This window comes from Catenulispora sp. GAS73, from assembly GCF_041262085.1.
Taxonomy (GTDB): domain Bacteria; phylum Actinomycetota; class Actinomycetes; order Streptomycetales; family Catenulisporaceae; genus Catenulispora.
This window is the reverse complement of sequence record NZ_JBGCCM010000035.1, coordinates 78,118-98,376: the sequence shown is the minus strand read 5'-3', so window position 1 is coordinate 98,376 and position 20,259 is coordinate 78,118. Positions and strand designations below refer to the sequence as shown.

At 70.3% G+C, this 20,259-nt stretch carries 18 protein-coding genes and 1 riboswitch; of the genes, 6 read left to right on the top strand and 12 right to left on the bottom strand.

Annotation, left to right across the window (positions count from 1 at the left end; translation table 11 throughout):
* From lepB (ABH935_RS39435) to ffh, 8 genes are all read right to left on the bottom strand, one after another.
* Window positions 1–1,347, bottom strand: coding sequence for a signal peptidase I (lepB, locus tag ABH935_RS39435; RefSeq protein ID WP_370383083.1), 1,347 nt, complete (start codon window positions 1,345–1,347; stop codon window positions 1–3).
* 99 nt (window positions 1,348–1,446) lie between these two features.
* Window positions 1,447–2,334: a signal peptidase I gene (gene lepB, locus ABH935_RS39430; RefSeq protein WP_370383082.1), complete on the bottom strand. Its 888-nt coding sequence runs from the start codon at window positions 2,332–2,334 to the stop codon at window positions 1,447–1,449.
* A 192-nt stretch (window positions 2,335–2,526) separates the two neighbouring features.
* Entirely contained in the window at window positions 2,527–2,886 is a 360-nt protein-coding gene (rplS, locus tag ABH935_RS39425; RefSeq protein WP_370348960.1) for a 50S ribosomal protein L19, read from the bottom strand.
* A gap of 160 nt (window positions 2,887–3,046) precedes the next feature.
* Window positions 3,047–3,865: a tRNA (guanosine(37)-N1)-methyltransferase TrmD gene (gene trmD / locus ABH935_RS39420; RefSeq protein WP_370383081.1), complete on the bottom strand. Its 819-nt coding sequence runs from the start codon at window positions 3,863–3,865 to the stop codon at window positions 3,047–3,049.
* Between the two features lie 48 nt (window positions 3,866–3,913).
* A complete protein-coding gene (gene rimM / locus ABH935_RS39415; protein ID WP_370383107.1) occupies window positions 3,914–4,435 on the bottom strand; it encodes a ribosome maturation factor RimM in 522 nt (173 codons plus the stop codon).
* A gap of 38 nt (window positions 4,436–4,473) precedes the next feature.
* Window positions 4,474–4,713, bottom strand: coding sequence for an RNA-binding protein (locus tag ABH935_RS39410; protein ID WP_012785728.1), 240 nt, complete (start codon window positions 4,711–4,713; stop codon window positions 4,474–4,476).
* Window positions 4,714–4,715: 2 nt separating this feature from the next.
* The gene (rpsP, locus tag ABH935_RS39405; protein ID WP_370383080.1) at window positions 4,716–5,195 is read right to left on the bottom strand and encodes a 30S ribosomal protein S16; all 480 of its coding nucleotides are present in this window, start codon (window positions 5,193–5,195) and stop codon (window positions 4,716–4,718) included.
* Between the two features lie 456 nt (window positions 5,196–5,651).
* Entirely contained in the window at window positions 5,652–7,208 is a 1,557-nt protein-coding gene (gene ffh, locus ABH935_RS39400; RefSeq protein ID WP_370383079.1) for a signal recognition particle protein, read from the bottom strand.
* 162 nt (window positions 7,209–7,370) lie between these two features.
* Between ffh and ABH935_RS39395 the strand changes: the two genes are divergently transcribed.
* The 3 genes from ABH935_RS39395 to ABH935_RS39385 all read left to right on the top strand — a co-directional run bounded on the left by ABH935_RS39395 (window position 7,371) and on the right by ABH935_RS39385 (window position 11,076).
* Window positions 7,371–8,273 carry an exonuclease domain-containing protein gene (locus ABH935_RS39395; RefSeq protein WP_370383078.1) on the top strand — a complete coding sequence of 301 codons (903 nt, stop codon included), beginning with the start codon at window positions 7,371–7,373 and terminating at the stop codon, window positions 8,271–8,273.
* 516 nt (window positions 8,274–8,789) lie between these two features.
* Window positions 8,790–8,959: riboswitch (cyclic di-AMP (ydaO/yuaA leader) on the top strand.
* Window positions 8,960–8,970: 11 nt separating this feature from the next.
* Window positions 8,971–10,017 (top strand): NlpC/P60 family protein, encoded by a 1,047-nt coding sequence (locus ABH935_RS39390; RefSeq protein WP_370383077.1) that lies wholly within the window; start codon window positions 8,971–8,973, stop codon window positions 10,015–10,017.
* 69 nt (window positions 10,018–10,086) lie between these two features.
* Window positions 10,087–11,076 carry a hypothetical protein gene (locus ABH935_RS39385; RefSeq protein ID WP_370383076.1) on the top strand — a complete coding sequence of 330 codons (990 nt, stop codon included), beginning with the start codon at window positions 10,087–10,089 and terminating at the stop codon, window positions 11,074–11,076.
* 144 nt (window positions 11,077–11,220) lie between these two features.
* On the opposite strand, the gene guaA is transcribed toward ABH935_RS39385, so the two are convergent.
* The 4 genes from guaA to ABH935_RS39365 all read right to left on the bottom strand — a co-directional run bounded on the left by guaA (window position 11,221) and on the right by ABH935_RS39365 (window position 15,674).
* Window positions 11,221–12,792, bottom strand: a complete 1,572-nt coding sequence (gene guaA, locus ABH935_RS39380) for a glutamine-hydrolyzing GMP synthase (protein WP_370383075.1) — start codon at window positions 12,790–12,792, stop codon at window positions 11,221–11,223.
* A 113-nt stretch (window positions 12,793–12,905) separates the two neighbouring features.
* Complete coding sequence (locus ABH935_RS39375) at window positions 12,906–14,291, bottom strand: amidase (RefSeq protein WP_370383074.1); 1,386 nt, start codon at window positions 14,289–14,291, stop codon at window positions 12,906–12,908.
* Window positions 14,292–14,387: 96 nt separating this feature from the next.
* Window positions 14,388–14,627, bottom strand: coding sequence for a DUF397 domain-containing protein (locus tag ABH935_RS39370; protein ID WP_370348969.1), 240 nt, complete (start codon window positions 14,625–14,627; stop codon window positions 14,388–14,390).
* Window positions 14,628–15,095: 468 nt separating this feature from the next.
* Entirely contained in the window at window positions 15,096–15,674 is a 579-nt protein-coding gene (locus tag ABH935_RS39365; protein WP_370383073.1) for an ATP-binding protein, read from the bottom strand.
* 302 nt (window positions 15,675–15,976) lie between these two features.
* On the opposite strand from ABH935_RS39365, the gene ABH935_RS39360 reads away from it, so the two are divergent.
* From ABH935_RS39360 to ABH935_RS39350, 3 genes are all read left to right on the top strand, one after another.
* A complete protein-coding gene (locus tag ABH935_RS39360) occupies window positions 15,977–16,873 on the top strand; it encodes a helix-turn-helix domain-containing protein (RefSeq protein WP_370348970.1) in 897 nt (298 codons plus the stop codon).
* Window positions 16,874–16,946: 73 nt separating this feature from the next.
* Window positions 16,947–19,478, top strand: a complete 2,532-nt coding sequence (locus ABH935_RS39355; RefSeq protein ID WP_370383072.1) for a hypothetical protein — start codon at window positions 16,947–16,949, stop codon at window positions 19,476–19,478.
* A gap of 374 nt (window positions 19,479–19,852) precedes the next feature.
* The gene (locus tag ABH935_RS39350) at window positions 19,853–20,092 is read left to right on the top strand and encodes a response regulator transcription factor (protein ID WP_370383071.1); all 240 of its coding nucleotides are present in this window, start codon (window positions 19,853–19,855) and stop codon (window positions 20,090–20,092) included.
* Window positions 20,093–20,259: the final 167 nt, after the last annotated feature.

Sequence of the window (20,259 nt, the reverse complement as noted above, 5' to 3'; positions counted from 1 at the left end):
CTAGTTGTTGAGGAGATCGAGCTTCTTCAGCTTCCGACGCCGGTGGACGACCCGGATCGGCACCGCCACGGCGAACGCCGCCAGGGGCACCGCGCCGGGCGACGACGACACCGCCTGGAAGCTCTTCTTGAACGTCGAGGGCACCGGCAGCGTCCCGAAGTGCGACGGCGGCCACACCTTCAGCACCGCGATGCCGACCACGTTGCCGACCGGGACGAAGCCGCCGGTCTGGCTGTTGATGTGGGCCCGGGAGTCCACGGACACCTCGCGGTGGTCGCCCATGACCCAGATCTTGCCCTGCGGGACGTGCACCTCGAAGGGCTCCATGGAGGGCAGGTTGCTCGGGTAGAGGTAGCCCGACTCCTGCAGCGGGACGCCGTTGACGGTCACCGGCGCGCCGTTGCCCAGGCACTTCACGTCGTCGCCGCCGACCCCGATGACCCGCTTGATCAGGTCGCCGTTGTCCTCCGGCAGCAGGCCGACCGCGGTCAGGACCTTGCTGAAGACGTTCTTCGGCTTCACCGGCTCGCTGTCCAGCCAGCCGCCCGGGTCCTGGAAGACCACGATGTCACCGCGGTTGGGCTCGTGGCCCATCCAGTTCGAGAACCGGTTCACCAGCACGCGGTCGTTGATCTCCAGCGTCTGCTGCATCGAGCCGGAGGGGATGACGAACGCCTGCACCAGGAACGTCTTGATGATGAAGGCCAGCACCAGGGCGATGGCCAGCAGGAACGGCAGTTCGACGATGAACGGCCGCGGCTTCTTCGGGAACGCGAACCGCCACACCACCGCGAACGGCAGCAGGACCCACTGCCACCAGGTGCGCGGACCCGCCGGCTCAGCTCGCTCCGGAGTCGGCTCCTCGTCCTCCGGGGACGGCGAGGCACCCTCGGGGCCGCTGCCGGAAGCATCCGGACCCTCGCCGCCACCGGGGCCGAAAGGCCCGCCGGGACCACCGGGACCGAAAGGCCCGCCAGGACTGCCGGACCCGCCAGCACCCTGGCCGCCAGCGCCGGGACCACCCGGTCCCTCAGGCTCGCCATACCCGCCGTAGCCGCTATAGCCTCCCTGCGCGGGAGCAGAAGTGGGCCCGGGATAGCCACCCTGAGCGGCATAGCCGCCCTGAGCGGCGTACCCACCCTGATTCCCGTAGCCGCCGGCCGCGCTGGCCGTACCGGACTGGCCGGCCGCACCGGGCTGCCCCGACTGGTCGTAGCCCGACGAAGGCGCGTACCCGGAGGCCTGCGCGTAGCCGGCCCCCTGGTCGTGCGCCGGATACTCGGGGCGCGGGACCACGGCCTCGCCGCGGCCGACCGGGTTGTCGGCGGTCTCGGAGCTTTCGTCCACTGTCACAGTCTGCCCTTCCGGTGACCCGCCAGGCCCGCTCGGCTTCGCTGCCGCCTGGTCCATGTCGCTGTTCCCTTCGCAATCCCTCGAAAGTTCGCTTCAGCCAAGCGGCCGCTCCGTACCCAACCGCCTGCGTAGCCGATTGGTTACGCCCGCGGGGTCCGGAAGGAGACCTCCGCCGCGGCGACGCCGCCGCTGCAAGCCGGCCCGCAGCGGCACCGCGAGCGTGAACCCCCACATGAGCGGTGGCACAGTGGCGGCGCTCTGCGCGGCCTGCGCGGGGTTCTTCAAGGAGAACGTAGAAGGAGTACCCAGGCCGCTGAAGCGTGTCAGTGGCCATATCCGCACGAACGCGTGACCCTGCATGTCCGAGTACGGCACCAGCCCCTGCGAGGCCTCCTGCAGGTGCACCCGCGAGTCCCCGGAGTCGCTCCGGTGGTCGCCGAGCACGAACACGGTGTGCGGCAGCACGGTGATCGGCCCGAAGGGCGTCTGGGAGGGGTCGTCCAGTTGTCCGTCGACCCCGCGGTAAAGATAGGAGTGCTCGTCCAGCGGCACCCCGTTGACCGTCACCGGCTGCCCGACGCCCTTGCACTGCACGACGTCCCCGGGCACCCCGACGACCCGCTTGATCAGGTCCTGCTCGTTGCCCTCGGGCAGCAGCCCGATCCAGGAGAACACCTTCTTGACCCCGCCGACGAAGGCGTTGTCCTTCTTGATCTCCGAGGGGTCAAGCCAGCCGCCGGGGTCCTTGAAGACCACGATCTGGCCGCGCTGCGGGGTCCAGCCGAACCACGGGGTGAGCTTGTTCACCAGCACGCGGTCCCCGGGCTCGATGGTGTGCTGCATGGACTGCGACGGGATGAAGTAGGCCTGGGCGAAGAACGTCTTGATCACCAGGGCGAGCAACAGCGCGACCCCGAACAGGATCGGCAGTTCCTTCCACAACTTCACCGGTTTCAGCCGGCGCCTTTGCCCCTTGGCCACCGGCCGCACCCTAGCCTGTTCGTCGTCGGGTCCGCACGACCCGGGTCAGCACATCTGGACAGACAGGAACAGCCGTTCCCAGTCGAACAAGTTATAGGACTTGCCTGAGGATTGTGTAAACGGCTCCGGGCCACGTCCTCGTGCTGAGAACGTGGCCCGGAGCCGTGAAAAAAGCGTGCGGAGGGCGCCGGCTCAGTGGCCCGCGACCGCCTCGCGCTTCTCCTTGATCTTCGCCTTCTTGCCGCGCAGGTCGCGCAGGTAGTACAGCTTCGCCCGACGGACGTCACCGCGGGTCACGACCTCGATCTTCTCGATGATCGGGGTGTGCAGCGGGAAGGTGCGCTCCACGCCGACGCTGAAGCTGACCTTGCGGACGGTGAACGTCTCACGCACGCCGGAGCCCTGGCGGCGGATGACGACGCCCTTGAACTGCTGGATGCGGGAGCGGTTGCCCTCGACGACCCTGACGTGCACGTTGACGGTGTCACCGGGACGGAAGTCCGGGACGTCGATGCGCATCGACAGCTCGTCGATAGTGGACAGCTTGTCCATGATCTCTCCTCGTGGACGCCACAGGTCGGCCACGGCTGGGGTGGTGAAACCAGATTCCGGCTTGAAATCGCCGTGGGCGGGTCCCCCTGTGGCAGGGCGCGTCCGGCGGGCAGGTGGCTGTGCCTAGGGAAAGACCGGCACCTGCTCAAGCAGTACCGGCCTAGTCTGACACAGCGTCGGGGTCGAAACGAAATCCACCGGGGGTCTGCGACCAGCCCAAAGCCTCCAGCCGGGCCCGGTCCTTCTTGTCCAGCGCGGCGGGGTCCAGGGCGGCGATCAGATCCGGACGCATCGCGGCGGTGCGCTCCAGCGCCTGGTCACGGCGCCAGCGCGCGATCAGCGCGTGGTTGCCGGACAGCAGCACCGGCGGAACGTCGCGGCCCTCCCAACTCGCGGGCTTCGTATATACGGGCCCCTCCAGGAGCCCTGCCATACCGCCCTCAGAGGAGTGCCCGAAGGAATCGTCCTTAGCGGACTCCGCATTGCCCAGGACTCCAGGCAGAAGACGACCCACCGCCTCGACCATCACCAAGACCGCGACCTCTCCCCCGGCCAACACATAGTCGCCGATGGAGAGTTCTTCTACAGGCATCCGCTCCGCGGCGGCCTCTATGAACCGCCGGTCGATCCCCTCATAGCGCGCGGGGGCGAACACCAGGTGCGAGGCGGTCGCGAGGTCCTCGGCGACCCGCTGGGTGAACGGCCGGCCCGACGGCGTCGGCACGATCAGCCGCGCGCCGGCCTCCGACCCCGGCGGCACGATCTGGGTCAGCGCCTCCGACCACGGCTCGGGCTTCATCACCATGCCCGGCCCGCCGCCGCACGGCGAGTCGTCCACGGTGTTGTGCCGGTCGTGCGTCCAGTCGCGCAGCTCGTGCACGCGCACGTCGAGGATCCCGGCGGCCGCCGCCTTGCCGATCAGCGAGACGTCCAGCGGCGCCAGGTACTCGGGGAAGATGGTGACGATGTCGATGCGCATGGGGTGACCGTTCTCGCCGCTTCGAAGACTCGCCGCTCCGAAGAGCGGTTACTCGACGCTGTCCAGGTCCAGCAGCCCGGCCGGCGGATCGACCACGACCCGCTTGGCGGCCACGTCCACGATCGGGACGAACTGCTTGATGAACGGGATCAGCACCTCGGGCGCGTCCGGCCGCTTCACGGCCAGCACGTCCTGCCCGGGCAGGTGCAGCAGGTCGGCGATCTCCCCCAGCACGGTCCCGTCCGCCAGCTCGACGGGCAGGCCGAGCAGCTGGTGGTCGAAGAACTCGTCGGGGTCGGCCGGGGTCTCGTCCGGGTCGGCCTCCACCACCAGGATGGTGTTCCGCAGCGCCTCGACGGCGTTCCGGTCGGCCACGCCCTCGAAGGACAGCAGCAGGATGCCGTTGTGGTAGCGGGAGTCGGTCACCACCAGCGGCCCGCGCTCGGCCGGCTCGGTCAGCAGCCGGGCCCCGGGCGCGAAGCGCAGGTCGGGGTCGTCGGTGCGGACCTCGACGGTGGCCTGGCCGCGGATGCCGTGCGCACGACCGATCCGGCCGACCACGAGGCGCAGGGCCTCGGGCCGGCCGGAGGTGTTCTCAGTGTCGGGGCTCACCGGTAGCCGGCCGCCTCGACCAGGTCGACGCGCAGCGAGCGGCCGCCGAGGGCGGCCATCACCGTACGCAGCGCACGGGCGGTGCGCCCGCCGCGACCGATCACCTTGCCCAGGTCGTCCGGGTGCACCCGGACTTCCAGGACCTTGCCGCGGCGCTGGTCGCGCTCGCGGACCCGGACCTCATCGGGGTGCTCGACGATGCCCTTGACCAGGTGCTCCAGGGCCTCTTCCAGCATGCTCAGCCCTCGGAAGCGATCTCAGCCTCGACAGCCGGGGCCGGAGTCTCCACCGGAGCCTCGGTCGCCGGGGTCTCTTCGACCTTCTTCTCGGCCTTCTCGGCCTTCTTCTTCGGCGTGGTGGCGCCGGTCTTCGGCTCGTCGGCGGCCTCCTTGGCGGCGGCCTCGAAGACGGCCTTGCGGTCGGCCTTGGGAGCCGCGACCTTCATCGGCGCCGGAGCGTCCAGGCCCTTGAACTTCTGCCAGTCGCCGGTGACCTTCAGGATGGCCTCGACGGCCTCGGTCGGCTGCGCGCCGACGCCCAGCCAGTACTGCGCACGCTCGGAGACGACCTCGATGTACGAGGGGTCCTCCTTCGGGTGGTACTTCCCGATCTCCTCGATCGCCCGGCCGTCGCGCTTGGTACGGGCGTCGGCCACGATGATCCGGTACTGCGGGTTCCGGATCTTGCCCATGCGCTTGAGCTTGATCTTGACTGCCACGGTGTGGTGTCTCCTGCTTGGTTGACTACGGGTGGTGCCGCCGCGCCGCCACGTGGGGACATGGCATCGGCAGCAGCCGGATGGACTCGGCGTAGCGCAGGAGAGAGGGCCATGCGCGACCGGTACAAGCTTCCATTGTGCCAGAAGGTTCAGGCTGGTCGGGACGCCCCCGGCACGGTGAAGCACCGGGAGGCCCCGGGGTGTTACCCGGCAGCGAAAGACGGCGCGAGGCGGCGCGGGGGCCGGATCAGCAGGGCGTCGAGGTGGTCGCGGAGTGTGGCGCGCATTCTGTTAGGACGTTTTCGCCCCTTTTACAGATATAGCGCGCGCCACTGACACCCCTCTCGGGCACCGAAGGCGCCGCACCTGCCGATCCACGCTAAACGCGCTGCGCCAGCCGATCAGCGCTGAAGGCGCTACGCCAGCTGATCGGCGCTGAAGGTGCCGCAACTGCGATCACTGCGGAGGCAGCAGGTTCTTGAACTCGTCCGGCAGCTCGAACTGGCCGCCGCCGTCCGGGTCGCCGAACGCCGCGCCGTTGCCGTCCTTGCGCGCCTGCCGCGCCGCCTCCTCGGCCTTGGCCTTGGCCGGGTTCCCCGAGCGGGAGCGGCCCTTGGACTTGGCCGACTTGTCGGCGGCCTTGGCCTTGGCCGACTTGCGCTTGGTGCCGCCCATCGCGCCGGCCCCGGGCAGCCCCGGCATGCCGGGCATCCCGCCCTTGGCCATCTGCTGCATCATCTTGCGGGCTTCCAGGAAGCGGTCGATGAGGTTGTTGACCTGCTGCACCGTGGTGCCCGAGCCGCGTGCGATGCGCTGCTTGCGGGAGCCGTTGATGATCTTGACGTCCTCGCGCTCGCCCGGGGTCATCGACTTGATGATGGCCGCGATGCGGTCGACGTCCTTGTCGTCGATCTCGTTCAGCTGCTGCTTGATGTCGCCGACGCCGGGCAGCATGCCCAGCAGCTTCTTCATGGAGCCCAGCTTCTTCAGCTGCTCCATCTGCTTCAGGAAGTCGTCGAGCGTGAACTCGTTGCGCGACAGCTTCGAGACCATCTTCTCGGCCTCGGCCTGGTCGAAGGCCTGTTCGGCCCGCTCGATCAGGGTCATCATGTCGCCCATGTCGAGGATGCGGCCGGCCATCCGCTCGGGGTGGAAGACGTCGAAGTCCTCCAGCTTCTCCCCGGTCGAGGCGAACATCACCGGCTTGCCGGTGACCTGGCGCACCGACAGGGCCGCGCCGCCGCGGGCGTCGCCGTCGAGCTTGGTCAGCACCACGCCGTCGAAGCCGACGCCGTCCATGAAGGCCTGCGCGGTGGTCACCGCGTCCTGACCGATCATCGCGTCGACGACGAACAGGACCTCGTCGGGCCGGACCGCGTCGCGGATGTCGGCGGCCTGCTTCATCAGGTCGGCGTCGATGCCCAGGCGGCCGGCGGTGTCGACGATGACCACGTCGTACATCTTGGCCTTGGCGAACTCGACCGAGTCCTGGGCCACCTTGACCGGGTTCCCGACACCGTTGCCGGGCTCCGGGGCGAACACCGGCACGCCGGCCCGCTCGCCGACCACCTGCAGCTGGGTGACCGCGTTCGGCCGCTGCAGGTCGGCGGCGACCAAAATCGGGGTGTGGCCCTCGGACCGGAGCCAGCGGGCCAGCTTGCCGGCCAGCGTGGTCTTACCGGCGCCCTGCAGACCGGCGAGCATGATCACCGTCGGCGGGTTCTTGGCGAACCGCAGCCGCCGGGTCTCACCGCCCAGGATGGCGACGAGCTCCTCGTTGACGATCTTGATGATCTGCTGCGCCGGGTTCAGCGCCTTGGAGACCTCGGCGCCCTCGGCCCGCTCCCGGACGGCGGCGATGAACGGCCGCACAGCCTGCAGCGAGACGTCGGCCTCCAGCAGCGCCTGCCGGATGGCCCGGAGCGTGTCGTCGATGTCCTGCTGCGAGAGCCGACCCTTGCCGCGCAGGTTTTTGAACGTCGTGGCCAAACGATCAGAGAGCGTGTCGAACACGTCGTAGTCATCCTTCGCGCGGAAATCAACAGATCGGGCGGATTAGAAAAACCGCCGTAGTCCACCAGGGTAGCCGCTGACGTCGCCGGACCCGAGTCTGACGGTGTTTGTCAGAACGGTGCGCCACCATGGTGACAACACGAGGTGAGGGAGAACAACACAGTGACTCTGGTCAACAAGTACGCGGGAACGTGCGCCGCGTGCAAGGGTCGGGTGGAAGCCGAGGCCGGTGAGCGCGCCAACATGGACGGTGCGTGGCAGACCTATCACCATGGGTGCGCCCCGGTCTGGGAGCCTCAGCCACGGGTCCAGGGTCAGACAGGCGAGAACGCTCCGCAGGCAGCCGTCCCGCCGCAGCGCGGCGCGCACGACGGCTGGCACCGCCGCCGGCTGGCCGGCTTCGACACCGAGACCACGGGCCGCGATCCCAAGACCGTGCGCATCGTCTCGGCGGCCATCGTCACCTCCGACGGCGCCGAGAAGACCTTCCTCATCGACCCCGGCATGGAGATCCCGGCCGAGGCCACCGCGATCCACGGCATCACCACCGAGTACGCCCGCGAGCACGGCGCCCCGCCGCGCCGGACGCTGGACGAGATCGCCGACGCGCTGGCCGTCGAGCTGCGCGCCGGCACGCCGCTGGTGGTGTTCAACGCCCCGTACGACCTGACGCTGCTGGAAGCCGAGCTGGCCCGCAACGGCCTGACCCCGCTGGCCTCCCGCGCCCCGGTGGCCCCGGTGATCGACCCGCTGGTCATCGACCGGCAGATGGACAAGTTCCGCAAGGGCGCGCGCACGCTGGAGGCGCAGTGCCAGTTCTACGGCGTGACCATCACGCACGCGCACGACGCCGCGGCCGACGCGCTGGCCGCGATGAACCTGGCGCAGGTGATCGGCGCCAGCTACGCCGCGGTGGGGACGCTGGACGCGGTCCGGCTACACGAGGCCCAGGCGCGCTGGAAGGCGGAGCAGGAGGCCGACCGGGCCGCGTATCGGGAGCGGCGCGGGGAGAAGTCGTACTCCGAGCCGGAGTGGCCGACGCGGCCGCTGGCCACCTCGGCGTGACGAGCACCACAGGGCCGTAGACATCACCGTGGATATCGCCCCATAGACATCGACGCGATCCACCGACGAGCGGCGGGAGACCCGGAACACGGGTCGCCCGCCGCTGTCGTTCAAACAGGGCTAAACAGGCCACTGACATCCCCCGCACGGCCGCCCCGGGACTCCACCGGGCCGCACCGCCGGGGCCCGCGAAATGCCGGACTAGCTGGCACTCTTGCAGTAGTTTCACGTCTACCGCCCCCGCACTCCACGCATCATGCCGACGACACGTCGGCAAGAACCACGCGATCGACCCTGTCCAAACTCGGACAGGACGGAGTGAATCAGGATCTCTAAACGCCCTGCAAAGTAAAATCCTGGTATAGCGTCCTGGGCCGGTCCGTTTTGTCGTTCGGGGTCTCGCTAGGGTTACGGCCGGACACCCGTAACCACGCCGCCCGCCCTGGACGGTGGCGGGAGTTCACGCCGAATCCGGCAAAGCGCGGCCCGCAGTTTCCACGGACTCCCACACGGTCCGGGGGCGGAGCGCCGATCCGGAACCGGGGACCCACCAAGTCCCACCGGCCCGCACACACTGGGGCCAAGGGGTGAATCGGTCCGCTGCGAACCCCCGCGCGGCGGCCTGTAGGGCACGCTTCTCAGCCCGAACCCGTCAGCTAACCCGGTAGGCGGCAGGGAGAGAAGGAGAGTCGCCCTCGTGGCGTCCCACAAAACCGTGACCACTCACCGCGCGTCCAAGAAGACGATCACCGCGCCTCGCACCGCGGTGACGCTGGCGACCGCCACGGTCGGTTCCATCGCCCTGGTCCCGGGTCTGGCCCACGCCGACCCGAACGCGAACCTCAACGACGTCAAGAACCAGGTCAACAGCCTCCACCAGCAGGCCGAGCAGGCCTCCGAGGCATACGACCAGGCGGCCACGAACCTGGCCTCCCTGCAGCACAAGGTCGACCAGATCCAGGCCCGCATCACGGCCGAGCAGACCCAGCTGACCACCGCGCAGTCCTCGCTCGGCAGCCTGGCCGCCGCGTCGTACCGCGCCGGCGGCGTGGACAGCTCGCTGGAGCTGATGCTTTCGGCGTCCCCGGACTCGTTCCTGCAGCAGGCCACCGCGATGACCGAGGTGTCCAGCCACTCCGCGGACTCGATGAAGACCGCGCAGGAGATCAAGCGCCAGCTGGACCAGGACAAGGCCGAAGCCTCCTCGGACCTGCAGCAGCTGCAGAAGACGCGCGACCAGATGGCGGCGAACAAGGCGGCCATCGACGCCAAGGAGAAGCAGGCGCAGGCTCTGCTGGACTCCCTGACGCCGGCCCAGCGCACCCAGTACGTGCAGCAACAGACGCAGCAGAACCAGCAGAACATCACGCCGCCGACCACGTTGCCGCCGGCGACCAACGCCCGTGCGGCCGAAGCGGTCGCGTTCGCCAAGGCGCAGCTCGGCAAGCCGTACGTCTACGGCGCCGCCGGCCCGCGGAGCTTCGACTGCTCCGGCCTGACGATGGCCGCCTGGGGCGCCGCCGGAGTGTCGATGTCGCACTCCTCCTCGGCGCAGGCCTACGAGTTCCCGCAGGTCAGCATGTCCAATATCGCCGTCGGCGACCTGGTGATCTACTACGGCAGCCTGCACCACGTCGGGATATACGTGGGCGGCGGCGAGATCATCCACGCCGCCATGCCCGGCACCGTGATCCAGTACGCGCCGGTCAACTCGATGCCTGTGGCGATGATCGTCCGGCCGTAGTATCGTGCCGAGCCAGCCGCGGGGCGCCGACGTCACGTCGGCGCCCTTCGACGTTGTCAGGGGGAAGGAATGTCAGAGTACGGACTCGGTCGGGAGACCGGCGCGGTCGAGGAGCCGGTGGCGGCCGGCGGCGGTGAGCCGTGGTTCGAACGGGGCGAGGCGGCGGCCGGGGAACCGGTGGTGGAATCGGTCATCGACCCGGTGATCGACCCTGTCGTCGATCCTGTCGTCGATCCGATCGAGGAACCGGCGGACGACCCGGTCGAGGAGTACGCCGACCCCTATGCCGACCCGCAGGAGTGGATCAGCAGCCTGATCGCGAAGGTGGAGCGCGCCGAGCAGGGCATCGGCTCGGGACCGCGCGACGCGCTGATGGCGCGGATCAAGCTGGCGCAGGCGTATTCGGAGCTCGGCGACACCGTGCAGGCCGCCTCGCTGGCCGTGAAGAACGTGGCGCAGGCCCGGCAGCTGTTCCCGTCGAGCGAGGGGATGCTGCGGCAGCTGCGGGAGTTCCGGGACGCCGCGTGCGAGGCGGCGGGGTGGACCGCGGCGATGATGCGCGAGTCGGAAGAGGACGTGGCGGTCGAGGAGCCGAGTGAGTTGGTGACGCGACCGGACGCCGCCACAGCGGCCGGTGCCGAGGCGGCTGAGGCGGACGAGGACTTCGACTTCGAGCAGGAGGCGCCGGCGGCCGAGCCCGCGCCGACCCCCGCGAGTCAGCCCGCCGAGGCGGAGTCGGTCGGCGCGGTGATCCACGAGTTCGTGCGCCGCTCCCCCGAACCGGACGCGCTGCAGTGGGCCGCCGAGGTGCAGGCCGCGCTCACGCAGCCGGCCGAGTTGGCGATCCCGTCGCCGCCGGAGCCGGAGTACGCCGAGGAGGTCGAGCCGGCGCTGGCTTCGGCGGACCTGGCCGATCTGAGCGACCTGGCCGACCTCGCCGCGATCGAGGAGATCATCCGGCTGCGATACGAGCTGCGGGAGGCGCAGCGGACCATCGAGCGGCTGCGGCATGTGAACCGGAAGCTGCGCGAGGCGCTGGAGTTCGACGAGAAGGCTTAAGCCGCGGGCAAACAAGGCTCAACGCATGGCTCAACGCGCGATCCGACGCGCGCAAAAAGGCTCAGCACAAGGCTCAGCACACGGAAAAGCCGGGTCCGAAGACCCGGCCCTCCAGCGCCACGGCCGCACCGGCGACCGCGGCGCCTACTCCCACTCGATCGTCCCCGGCGGCTTGCTGGTCACGTCCAGCACCACCCGGTTGACGTCGGCGACCTCGTTGGTGATCCGCGTCGAGATCCGGGCCAGCACCTCGTAGGGCAGGCGCGACCAGTCGGCGGTCATCGCGTCCTCGCTGGAGACCGGGCGCAGCACGATCGGGTGGCCGTAGGTGCGGCCGTCGCCCTGCACGCCGACCGAGCGCACGTCGGCCAGCAGCACCACCGGGCACTGCCAGATCTCGCCGTCCAGGCCGGCCGCGGTCAGCTCCTCGCGGGCGATGGCGTCGGCCTCGCGGAGCAGGTCCAGGCGCGGCTTGGTGACCTCGCCGACGATGCGGATGCCCAGGCCGGGGCCCGGGAAGGGCTGGCGGCCGACGATCGCCTCGGGCAGGCCGAGCTCGCGGCCGACCTGGCGGACCTCGTCCTTGAACAGCTTGCGCAGCGGCTCGATCAGCTCGAACTGCAGGTCCTCCGGCAGGCCGCCGACGTTGTGGTGGCTCTTGATGTTCGCGGTGCCGCTGCCGCCGCCGGACTCCACGACGTCCGGGTAAAGCGTGCCCTGCACCAGGAACTTCACCGGCTCGCCGGCATCCGCCGACTGCTCGACGATCTCCCGCTCGGCCTGCTCGAAGACCCGGATGAACTCGCGGCCGATGATCTTGCGCTTCTCCTCCGGGTCGGACACCCCGGCCAGCGCCGACAGGAAGCGCTCCTCGGCGTCGACGACCTTCAGCTGTACGCCGGTGGCCGCGACGAAGTCCTTCTCGACCTGCTCGGCCTCGCCCTTGCGCAGCAGGCCGTGGTCGACGAACACACAGGTCAGCTGCTCGCCGATCGCCTTCTGCACGATCGCGGCGGCCACCGCGGAGTCCACTCCGCCGGACAGGCCGCAGATCGCGCGCTTGCTGCCGACCTGCTCGCGGATCGCCGCGACCTGCTCCTCGACGATGTTGCCGGTGGTCCAGTCCGGCTCGATGCCGGCGCCCTTGTAGAGGAAGTTCTCCAGCAGCAGCTGCCCGAACTGCGAGTGCAGCACCTCGGGGTGGTGCTGGACGCCGTACAGCCGCTTCTCGTCGTCCTCGAACGCCGCGACCGGGGTCTTGGCCGTGGTGCCGGTCACCCGGAAGCCCTCGGGGGCGGCCGTGACCGCGTCGCCGTGCGACATCCACACCGGCTGCTCGGCCTGCGAGCCGCTGAAGAGCGTGGAGTCGGTGTCGGTGACCTCCAGCGAGGTGCGGCCGTACTCCCGGCCGCCGGTCTGCTCGACAACGCCGCCCAGGGCCCGGGCCATCGCCTGGAAGCCGTAGCAGATGCCGAGGGTCGGCACCCCGGCGCGGAACAGCTCCGCGCCGACGTTCGGCGCGCCGTCGGCGTAGACCGAGGACGGCCCGCCGGAGAGGATCACCGCCTTGGGCTTCTTGGCGAGGATCTCGGCCACCGTCGCGGTGTGCGGCACGATCTCGCTGTAGACGTGGGCTTCGCGGACCCGGCGCGCGATGAGCTGCGCGTACTGGGCGCCGAAGTCGATGACAAGGACGGTGTCGGCAGGCTGCTCCATGATGCGGTCAAGTCTATCGGGACCGCGTGACTGCTCAGGTCACGACGGTGATCGCGGAAATCACGCGCCGCCGCGAGGTCAATCGCAAAATCAGCCCCACGCTCAGCGCGGCATCAGCCGCCCACCACCCCCGCCGGCGCCGTCCGCGGCCACGGCCGCACCGCCTCGATGTGCGCCGCGAGCCCCAGCAGCAGTGCCTCCCGCCCGGGCCGCGCGGCGAACTGCACCCCGATCGGCATCCCGCAGCTGTGCGTCCCGGCCGGGACGTTCATCGCCGGCCAGCCGGCCAGGCTCCACGGCGGGCAAAGCCCCGCATAAGAGGTGTTGGCGACCGCGTTGGCCAGCAGCCCGCGCCGTCCCCACCGCAGGGCCGAGGGCGGCGGCCTGAGCAGCGTGGGCGTGAGCACGACGTCGGCGTCGCCCAGGAAGCGCTCGGCTCCGGTGTCCCGCCAGCGCCGCCGGGTCCGGGCCCCGGTCAGGCCGGCCTTCGCCAGCGTCCGGCCGGCCGACGCCATGCGCCGCGTGCGGCGCTCCAGCGACCGCCGGTCGTACTCCTCGGCGTCCAACGCGGCGGCCGCGTACCAGGTCAGCACCGCACCGGGCCCGAGGTAGGCGGGATAGCGCGGCGCCTCGACGATCGTGTGCCCGGCTGATTCGAGCAGCCCGGCCACACCTTCGACGGCGTCCTTGTGCTCACGGTCGACGCGGTAGCCGACCGAGGGCGGCGCCGCGGAGACCGCGATCCTCAAATCCGACGGCCGCGAATTCACGGCCTCGGCAAGCTCAGGAGCGTCGGCCATCACCGACAGCATCAACGCCGCGTCCTCGACCGTCGTGGCCAGCGGACCGTTCTCCGACAGGCCCCACCACGAGTTCCGCCCGAGCTCCGAGGGCACGGTCCCGTATCCGGGCTTGAGGCCGAACAACCCGCAGCACGCCGCCGGGCCGCGGATCGAGCCCAGCCCGTCGTTCCCGTGCGCGATCGGCACCAGCCCGGCGGCCACCGCCGCGGCCGCACCGCCGGACGAGCCGCCCGGCGTCCGTGTCAGGTCCCAGGGATTGCGCGCCATACCCAGCGCACTGTCGGTCATCGCGACCAGCGACAGTTCCGGGGTGTGAGTGAGGCCGACCACGATCGCGCCGGCGGCCCGCAGTCGCGCCACCACCGGGTGGTCCTCGGGCTGCGGCGGCCGGTCCGCGGTCGCCGCGGTGCCGTTCCGGCACTGCTCGTCGGCGACCGGCACGTTGTCCTTCACCGCGACCGGCACCCCGGCCAGCGGCAACTCGGCCAGATCGGGCCAGCCGGCCAGCTCGTCGGCCTCGGCCAGCGCCGCGTCCTGCCGGACTTTGCGGAACGCCCCGATCCGGGGGTCCGCGGCGGCTATGCGGTCCAGGGCCTCCTGGACGGCGCCGCGCACACTGCTCTTGCCTTGACGGACGGCCGCCGCGATCTCGGCGGCCGTCCGCGGCTCCACGCCGCTTCCGGTCCAGCCAGCCATCCCTGCATCATCGCGCCGACAAGGTGCGAGGCCAAGGGGGCGGGCGTCGGAGTCCGGAAGCGGATACCACTATCTATCGCGCAGCTCCCGCCGGCCTCAGCCGAGCAGGTCGTCGAACTCGCCGTCCTTGATCCCGTTGATCATGGCCTCGATCTCGGCCCGGGTGTACAGCAGGGCCGGGCCGTGCGGGTCGCGCGAGTTGCGCATCGCCACGGAACCGTCCCCGAGCCCTGCGAACTCCACGCAGTTGCCCTGCGAGTTGGAGTAGCTGCTCTTGCGCCACGCGGCGGCGACCTTGGTGGCCGGCATGCCGTTGTAGACCTCGAACTCGCTCATTGTCGTTTTCCCCTTACATGTACGGTGGGAAGGGTTGATCCACTGCACGTGCATCCGCGCTGGAATCAGCATTCGCTGATGCATGGCAGTAAACGGATGCTAGCGGTCTTGCTGGCGCACGCGCAGAGGTTTCGAGTGTGAAACGTTCAAAGAGCGGGTAAAGGTTCTCCCCGCAGGTTCAAGGCATGCGTTCGCCGCGGCTTCGATACCAGATCGATATACATTCGAGCCCTGTGATCGCCAACCAAATCGGCCGTGTGCCGGCCGTGACCGGGTGCGGACCGTTCGTTAGTGCGAACACGGAAAGCGGTTACTGCGTCACAGCTCTCGCCGTCGGTTGACAGCCGTCAGCGACGAGGCCGTCAAGCCGATGGAAATCCTTGATTGAACCCGTGGATGAGGCCCGGTGTGAACCCCTGGACGAAGCCGGGCGGAAACGCCCCATTCACCGTCAGCGGGCGAGCACCTTCAACAGACGAGTTCGAACAGTGCCCAGACGACTTTCCCGGACGGCTCGGCCGCCCCGGGCGCACGGAAACGGCGCCAGCCCCAGTCGTCGGCCAGCGCCTCCACGAGATACATGCCCCGCCCCGACTCGTCCAGGCCCCATAACCCGTCGGCCGCCCGGGCCGGCGTCGGTGCCACCGGCGAGGCGGCCGAGGGATCGGCGACGGCGAAGAGCACCCGCTCCACGCCGGCCTCGCCGGCCCCGGTGTCACAGGGTTCGTGGACCAGACACAGCGATATCAGATCGGACTCGTCCCGCACCCGGTCCGGCAGCACCGCTTCATAGGCGTGCACGAGCGCGTTGGTCACGAGTTCGGAGACCACGATGCCCAGATTCTCCAGCAGTGTGGCGAATCTCTCAGGTTGTCCGCGCCAGTCCTCGGCGACGTCCCGGACGAACCGCCGGGCCGCCGAGACCGACTCGGCGCGGGCCGGGAGCACGCAATGCCGCGTCGACACGCTGCGCCCCACGGCCTGGTACCCGATGCAGACCGGCAGGTCGGCATGGAGCAGGGAGTAGGCGTAACCAGACGCGACCATCGGGTCTCCCGTCAGGTGCCGGCCGCTGTGGCGGCGGCACATGCAATCGCAGAGTTTTCCTATGCATAAGGCGGATGCACGTGCATGCTACAGCGTAGACGGCGCGCGCAGGGTCTCGGATGGGCAAAGACTTTGACGAAATGATTCAGGGTCCTGTGGCACGCTCCCGGGTGTCCGGACCGACTGGACCACCTAGGCTCGCGGTGTTCACAAGCGGACGCCCGAGTGGCACAATCGGCAGCTGATCCACCGCCCGGCACCTGCGATTTACGGGGTCGGGCCTCAGATGGAGCGAGGAAGCAATGAGTGGGCCCCACACCGCTGATCCCGAGTCCGAGCCGCCGCGCTCGGGCGGCGCGACGGTGCGCCGGATCATGCTCGGCTCGCAACTGCGACGGCTGCGCGAGGCCGCCGCGATCACCCGGGAGACCGCGGGCTGGGAGATCCGCTCGTCCGAGTCCAAGATCAGCCGCCTGGAACTGGGCCGCGTGGGCTTCAAGATGCGCGACGTGGAGGATCTGCTGACGCTCTACGGCGTCACCGACCCCGGCGCGCGCGAACCGTTCCTGTCGATGGCCAAGGCCGCGAACGCGACCACCTGGTGGCACGGCTACCACGACGTCCTGCCGAGCTGGTTCGCCGGCTACATCGGCCTGGAGGAGTCGGCCTCGCTGATCCGCACCTACGAGGTGCAGTACATACCGGGCCTGCTTCAGACGCCCGACTACATGCGCGCTGTGATGGCCGGCCGCGGCGGCGGCGTGTACGACAGCGACTCCGAGCGCCGCGTCCAGGTCCGGCTGGAGCGCCAGAACGTGCTGCTGCGCGAGCAGGAGGCGCCGCGGCTGTGGGCCGTGGTCGACGAGGCCGCGCTGCGCCGCCCGGTCGGCAGCCCGGAGATCATGCGCCAGCAGTTGTCCCACCTGCTGGAGATGATGGAGCGGCCGAACGTCACGGTGCAGGTCCTGCCCTTCCAGTCCGGCGCGCACGCCGCCGAGGCCGGAGCGTTCACCATCCTGCGCTTCGCCGAGCCGGACCTGCCGGACGTGGTCTACCTGGAGCACCTCGCAGGCGCCCTCTACCTGGACAAACGCGATGACGTCGACGTGTACCTACAGGTCATCGAGCGCATCAGCGTCACCGCGCTGACCCCGGCCCTCACCGCCGAGGCCCTGGCCAAGCTGATCAAGGACTTCTAGAAGGCCGCGGGGTTCTAAAGGTTCTTAATCTGGTATCTGTACTCGAACATCCAAAACAGATACGTTCGTAGCCATGCCTGACAGGGGAGACGAACGGGGGCGTGGCGGCACACGGACGCTGGTGACCGGCATTCTGGCCGGCACCGAATGGCACCCCGCCACCAACCCGCAGGAGGCGACTCAGACCGCGCGTGAGGCCCGGGACCTGGCCGTCCGGCTGCGACCGGTGCTGTCCAAGCTGGCGCAGGCCCCCCGCGGCGGACGCCGCCGCGATCTGGAGTGGCTGCCGGCGGTCGAGCAGCTGGCGGTGGACGCGCAGTACTTCGCCTCGTGGTGGCTGCCGAGGCTGGAGGGCAAGTCGGCCCAGTCCTGGCCCTCCTGGTCCGCCGACGGTTACGCGGACTGGGTCAAGCGGCTGGACGCACAACGCCTGCGCACCCTGGAGATGGTCGAGGGCACGGCCCCGGTGACCCGGATCGCCTCGGTCACGCAGCTGCGGCGCGGCAAGGGCGCGGCGCCCGAAGCCGAGGCGGAGACCGAGCAGCCGCCGGCGCCGAGCGTCGAAGAGCCCGTAGAGACCCACTCCCCCGCGCGGCACGCCCGGGACGACTCGGAGCAGGCCGAGCGCCTCGGCGAGGAGCACACGGCGCGGATCACGCCGCTGCGCGGGCCCGGCGCGGCCTTGATGGACGCGGCGCTGATGGACATGGCCGGCGCCCCCGGATCCCTGGACGCGCCGAGTACCCACGACGCCCCCGGCATGCGCGCCGAGGAGCCCGAACCGAGCGGGTCGGCGGACGAGACGCACATAGCGAAGGCGACGCCGATTCCCGCCGACGACGGCGGTATCCCCGCCGGAGCCGGCGTTGCTGGTGCCGGTGTCGCCGGTGCCGGTCTCGCCGGTGCCGAGGGCTTCGCGGAGTCGACAGCTCCGACGACGTCCGAGCCCGTCGTCCCGGTCACCCCGGTCGCGCCAGTCCCCCCGGTCGCGGACGTGCCGGTTGCCAACGTGCGCGACGAGCTGCCACCCGTGCCCAGGACTCCGCCGAATCAGGGACCTGGTACCGGTGCGATCAAGGTCACCGTCTCGGACGACCCCGACACCACGCGCATCCAGCGGCCGCCGGTGGACAGCCGGCCGCTCGGCTTCGACGACATCGCTGCGGAGGCCTCCGAGGCGGCCCTGCCGCGCGTCCCCCGGACGCCGCCGAATCAGGGCCCGGTCGACGCCGATACCAAAGCAGACACCAAAGCCGCCACCAAAGCCGACGCGGAAGCCGACACCGGAGTCGGCGCGGACATCCTGCAGATACCCCGCACGCCGCCGAACAGCGGTCCGGCAGAGGCCGACCGTCCGCGCGGTACGCGCGCCCCGGTCGTCAGCCTCGTCGGCGACGCCGAGGCGCCTCGCGTGCCCCGCACGCCGCCGAACCCGGGGCCGACCGGCGGTGGCCGCGCCGCTGAGAGCGACGCCGACTCGACACACGTCTCACTGGCTCCGGTCGGTCCTGCCGCGCTCGGAACAGGCGCCGAAGAGCTGACACGGCCTCTGTTCCGTCCCGATCCGCCGGCTCCGAAGTCGGTTCCGAAACCGGGCCCCGGGGCGGGCTCAGGCACGACGCCGGGCCGGGCGTCGGGATCGGAATCCAGCCGGGGTGCGGGCGCCTCCGTCCCCGCCACAGCCGCCATGGCCGGCGCCGCCATGGGATCCGCGGCAATCGGTTCCAGCCGCGTCGGCGGGCCTGGCGGGCCCAGCGGGCCCGGCGGCTCAAGCCACTCCGGCGACTCCGGCGCGTTCGGCGCGTTCGGAGACTCCGGCCGCGACGAGTTCGAGAACTTCCAGCCCGGCAGTGATCTGCCCCCGCCGGTGTTCCCGATGACGGAGCCGGTCGAGCCGGTCGATCGCGGGCGCATCATCCGGTACGCGCTGGCGGCCGTGGTGGCCGCAGCGGCCTGCGTCGTGGTTTTCGTGGCGGCCACTCACAAGAACTCCGCCACCAAGACCGCGTCCACGCCCCCTGCGACGAGCGCCAGCAGCTCCACCGCCGCCAGCAGCAGCAGCGGCTCTCCGGGTTCCGCCGTCCCCGGTGCGGTGACGGCGCCGACCGAGACCGGCTCCCCCGCGCCGTCCTCGACCCCGTCCACGCCGGCGCCGCCGAAGTCGAGCCCGCCGCCGAGCACCGCGCCGAAGACCACTGCGCCCGCCTCGCACAGCTCGGCCGCGCCTCCGCCGCCGCCGCAGACCACGACGCACCAGGCGCCGCCGCCGGCCGCGGGCGGTGTCAGCTCCCTGAGCGTCTCGTCGCTGACCCCGGACCAGACCGGCAGTTTCAACTACACCGCGCATGTGCACGTGACCACGAACGGGACCGGATCGGTGACCGTGACGGTGACGTTCGCCGGGACCACGTCGCAGGGCTCGCCGGGGTCGATCGGCGCGCAGAGCCAGTCGTTCAACCTGTCGGGCAAGACGTCCTACGACATCGCTCCGCAGCTGGACGTACACGGCATGTGCACAGGCCCAGGCACGTCCCCTTATATCGACGCGGTCGCCAGCGCGTCGGGAGCAGGCTCCTCGGCGGCCTACGCCAGTTCGCCCTGCTGAAATAGGGCCGTTATGGGAGAACCCCTACCGCGCTTTCAAGCGCCACCCTATAGTTCAGTGCATGGGCCAGGATGGGGGGATTGGCCTGCCGACCCTTGTGTCGGATTTGGCCGATCGAAATGCCGGGGCTGGCGTGTGGGTTCAACCGTGCGCGCCGAAGCCTTCTGCGCGCACGGGGTCGGACGGAGTCGCTGACGCGGCCCGCCCGAAGATCGCCGACACCACAATCTCCCTGCCTGACCACGCCCCACGCCGCTCGCAAGCACCACGCGGACGGTGAACACCGACGCCTCCCAGCGCCGCGGCCGGCGCCGAACCTGCAGGCCGCACGCACGGGGCGTCAGCAACAACCATCACAACAGGGGGGAACACCAATGAGCACCACAACCGTCAGCACCCAGCGGTCCGCCTCGCTCGACCGCCTCACGGCGCGCGAGATGGAGATCGCCCGGCTCGTCCGGGACGGACGCACCAACCGCCAGATCGCCCGCGCCCTCGGCCTGTCCACCAAGACGGTCGAGGCGCACCTGTCGCGCATCTTCGCCAAGCTGTCGATCCCGTCTCGGACGGTCCTCGCGGTGCTGGTGACGACCGGCGAGCGCGCAGCGGCCTGACCGGCCGGACGCGCTGACCGCGCCGAGCCGTTCCGGCGGCTGGCGCGGTCTATGAGATGAGGTGGAGACGCCTTCTGGCGCGGTGCGCGGAGGTACGGTTCGCGCACCGGGCTGGAGGTCGCGCTTCAGGGGGCTGACGGCGATCGTTCGGGTACATCAACAGGCAT

Coding starts and splice junctions, on each gene's coding strand:
- rplS (WP_370348960.1), bottom strand. CDS start 2,886: ATGGACAAGCTGTCCACTATCGACGAGCTGTCGATGCGCATCGACGTC.
- trmD (WP_370383081.1), bottom strand. CDS start 3,865: ATGCGCATCGACATCGTCACCATCTTCCCCGAGTACCTGGCGCCGCTG.
- ABH935_RS39410 (WP_012785728.1), bottom strand. CDS start 4,713: ATGCTGGAAGAGGCCCTGGAGCACCTGGTCAAGGGCATCGTCGAGCAC.
- ABH935_RS39385 (WP_370383076.1), top strand. CDS start 10,087: ATGTCAGAGTACGGACTCGGTCGGGAGACCGGCGCGGTCGAGGAGCCG.
- guaA (WP_370383075.1), bottom strand. CDS start 12,792: ATGGAGCAGCCTGCCGACACCGTCCTTGTCATCGACTTCGGCGCCCAG.
- ABH935_RS39375 (WP_370383074.1), bottom strand. CDS start 14,291: ATGGCTGGCTGGACCGGAAGCGGCGTGGAGCCGCGGACGGCCGCCGAG.
- ABH935_RS39370 (WP_370348969.1), bottom strand. CDS start 14,627: ATGAGCGAGTTCGAGGTCTACAACGGCATGCCGGCCACCAAGGTCGCC.
- ABH935_RS39365 (WP_370383073.1), bottom strand. CDS start 15,674: ATGGTCGCGTCTGGTTACGCCTACTCCCTGCTCCATGCCGACCTGCCG.
- ABH935_RS39360 (WP_370348970.1), top strand. CDS start 15,977: ATGAGTGGGCCCCACACCGCTGATCCCGAGTCCGAGCCGCCGCGCTCG.
- ABH935_RS39355 (WP_370383072.1), top strand. CDS start 16,947: ATGCCTGACAGGGGAGACGAACGGGGGCGTGGCGGCACACGGACGCTG.
- ABH935_RS39350 (WP_370383071.1), top strand. CDS start 19,853: ATGAGCACCACAACCGTCAGCACCCAGCGGTCCGCCTCGCTCGACCGC.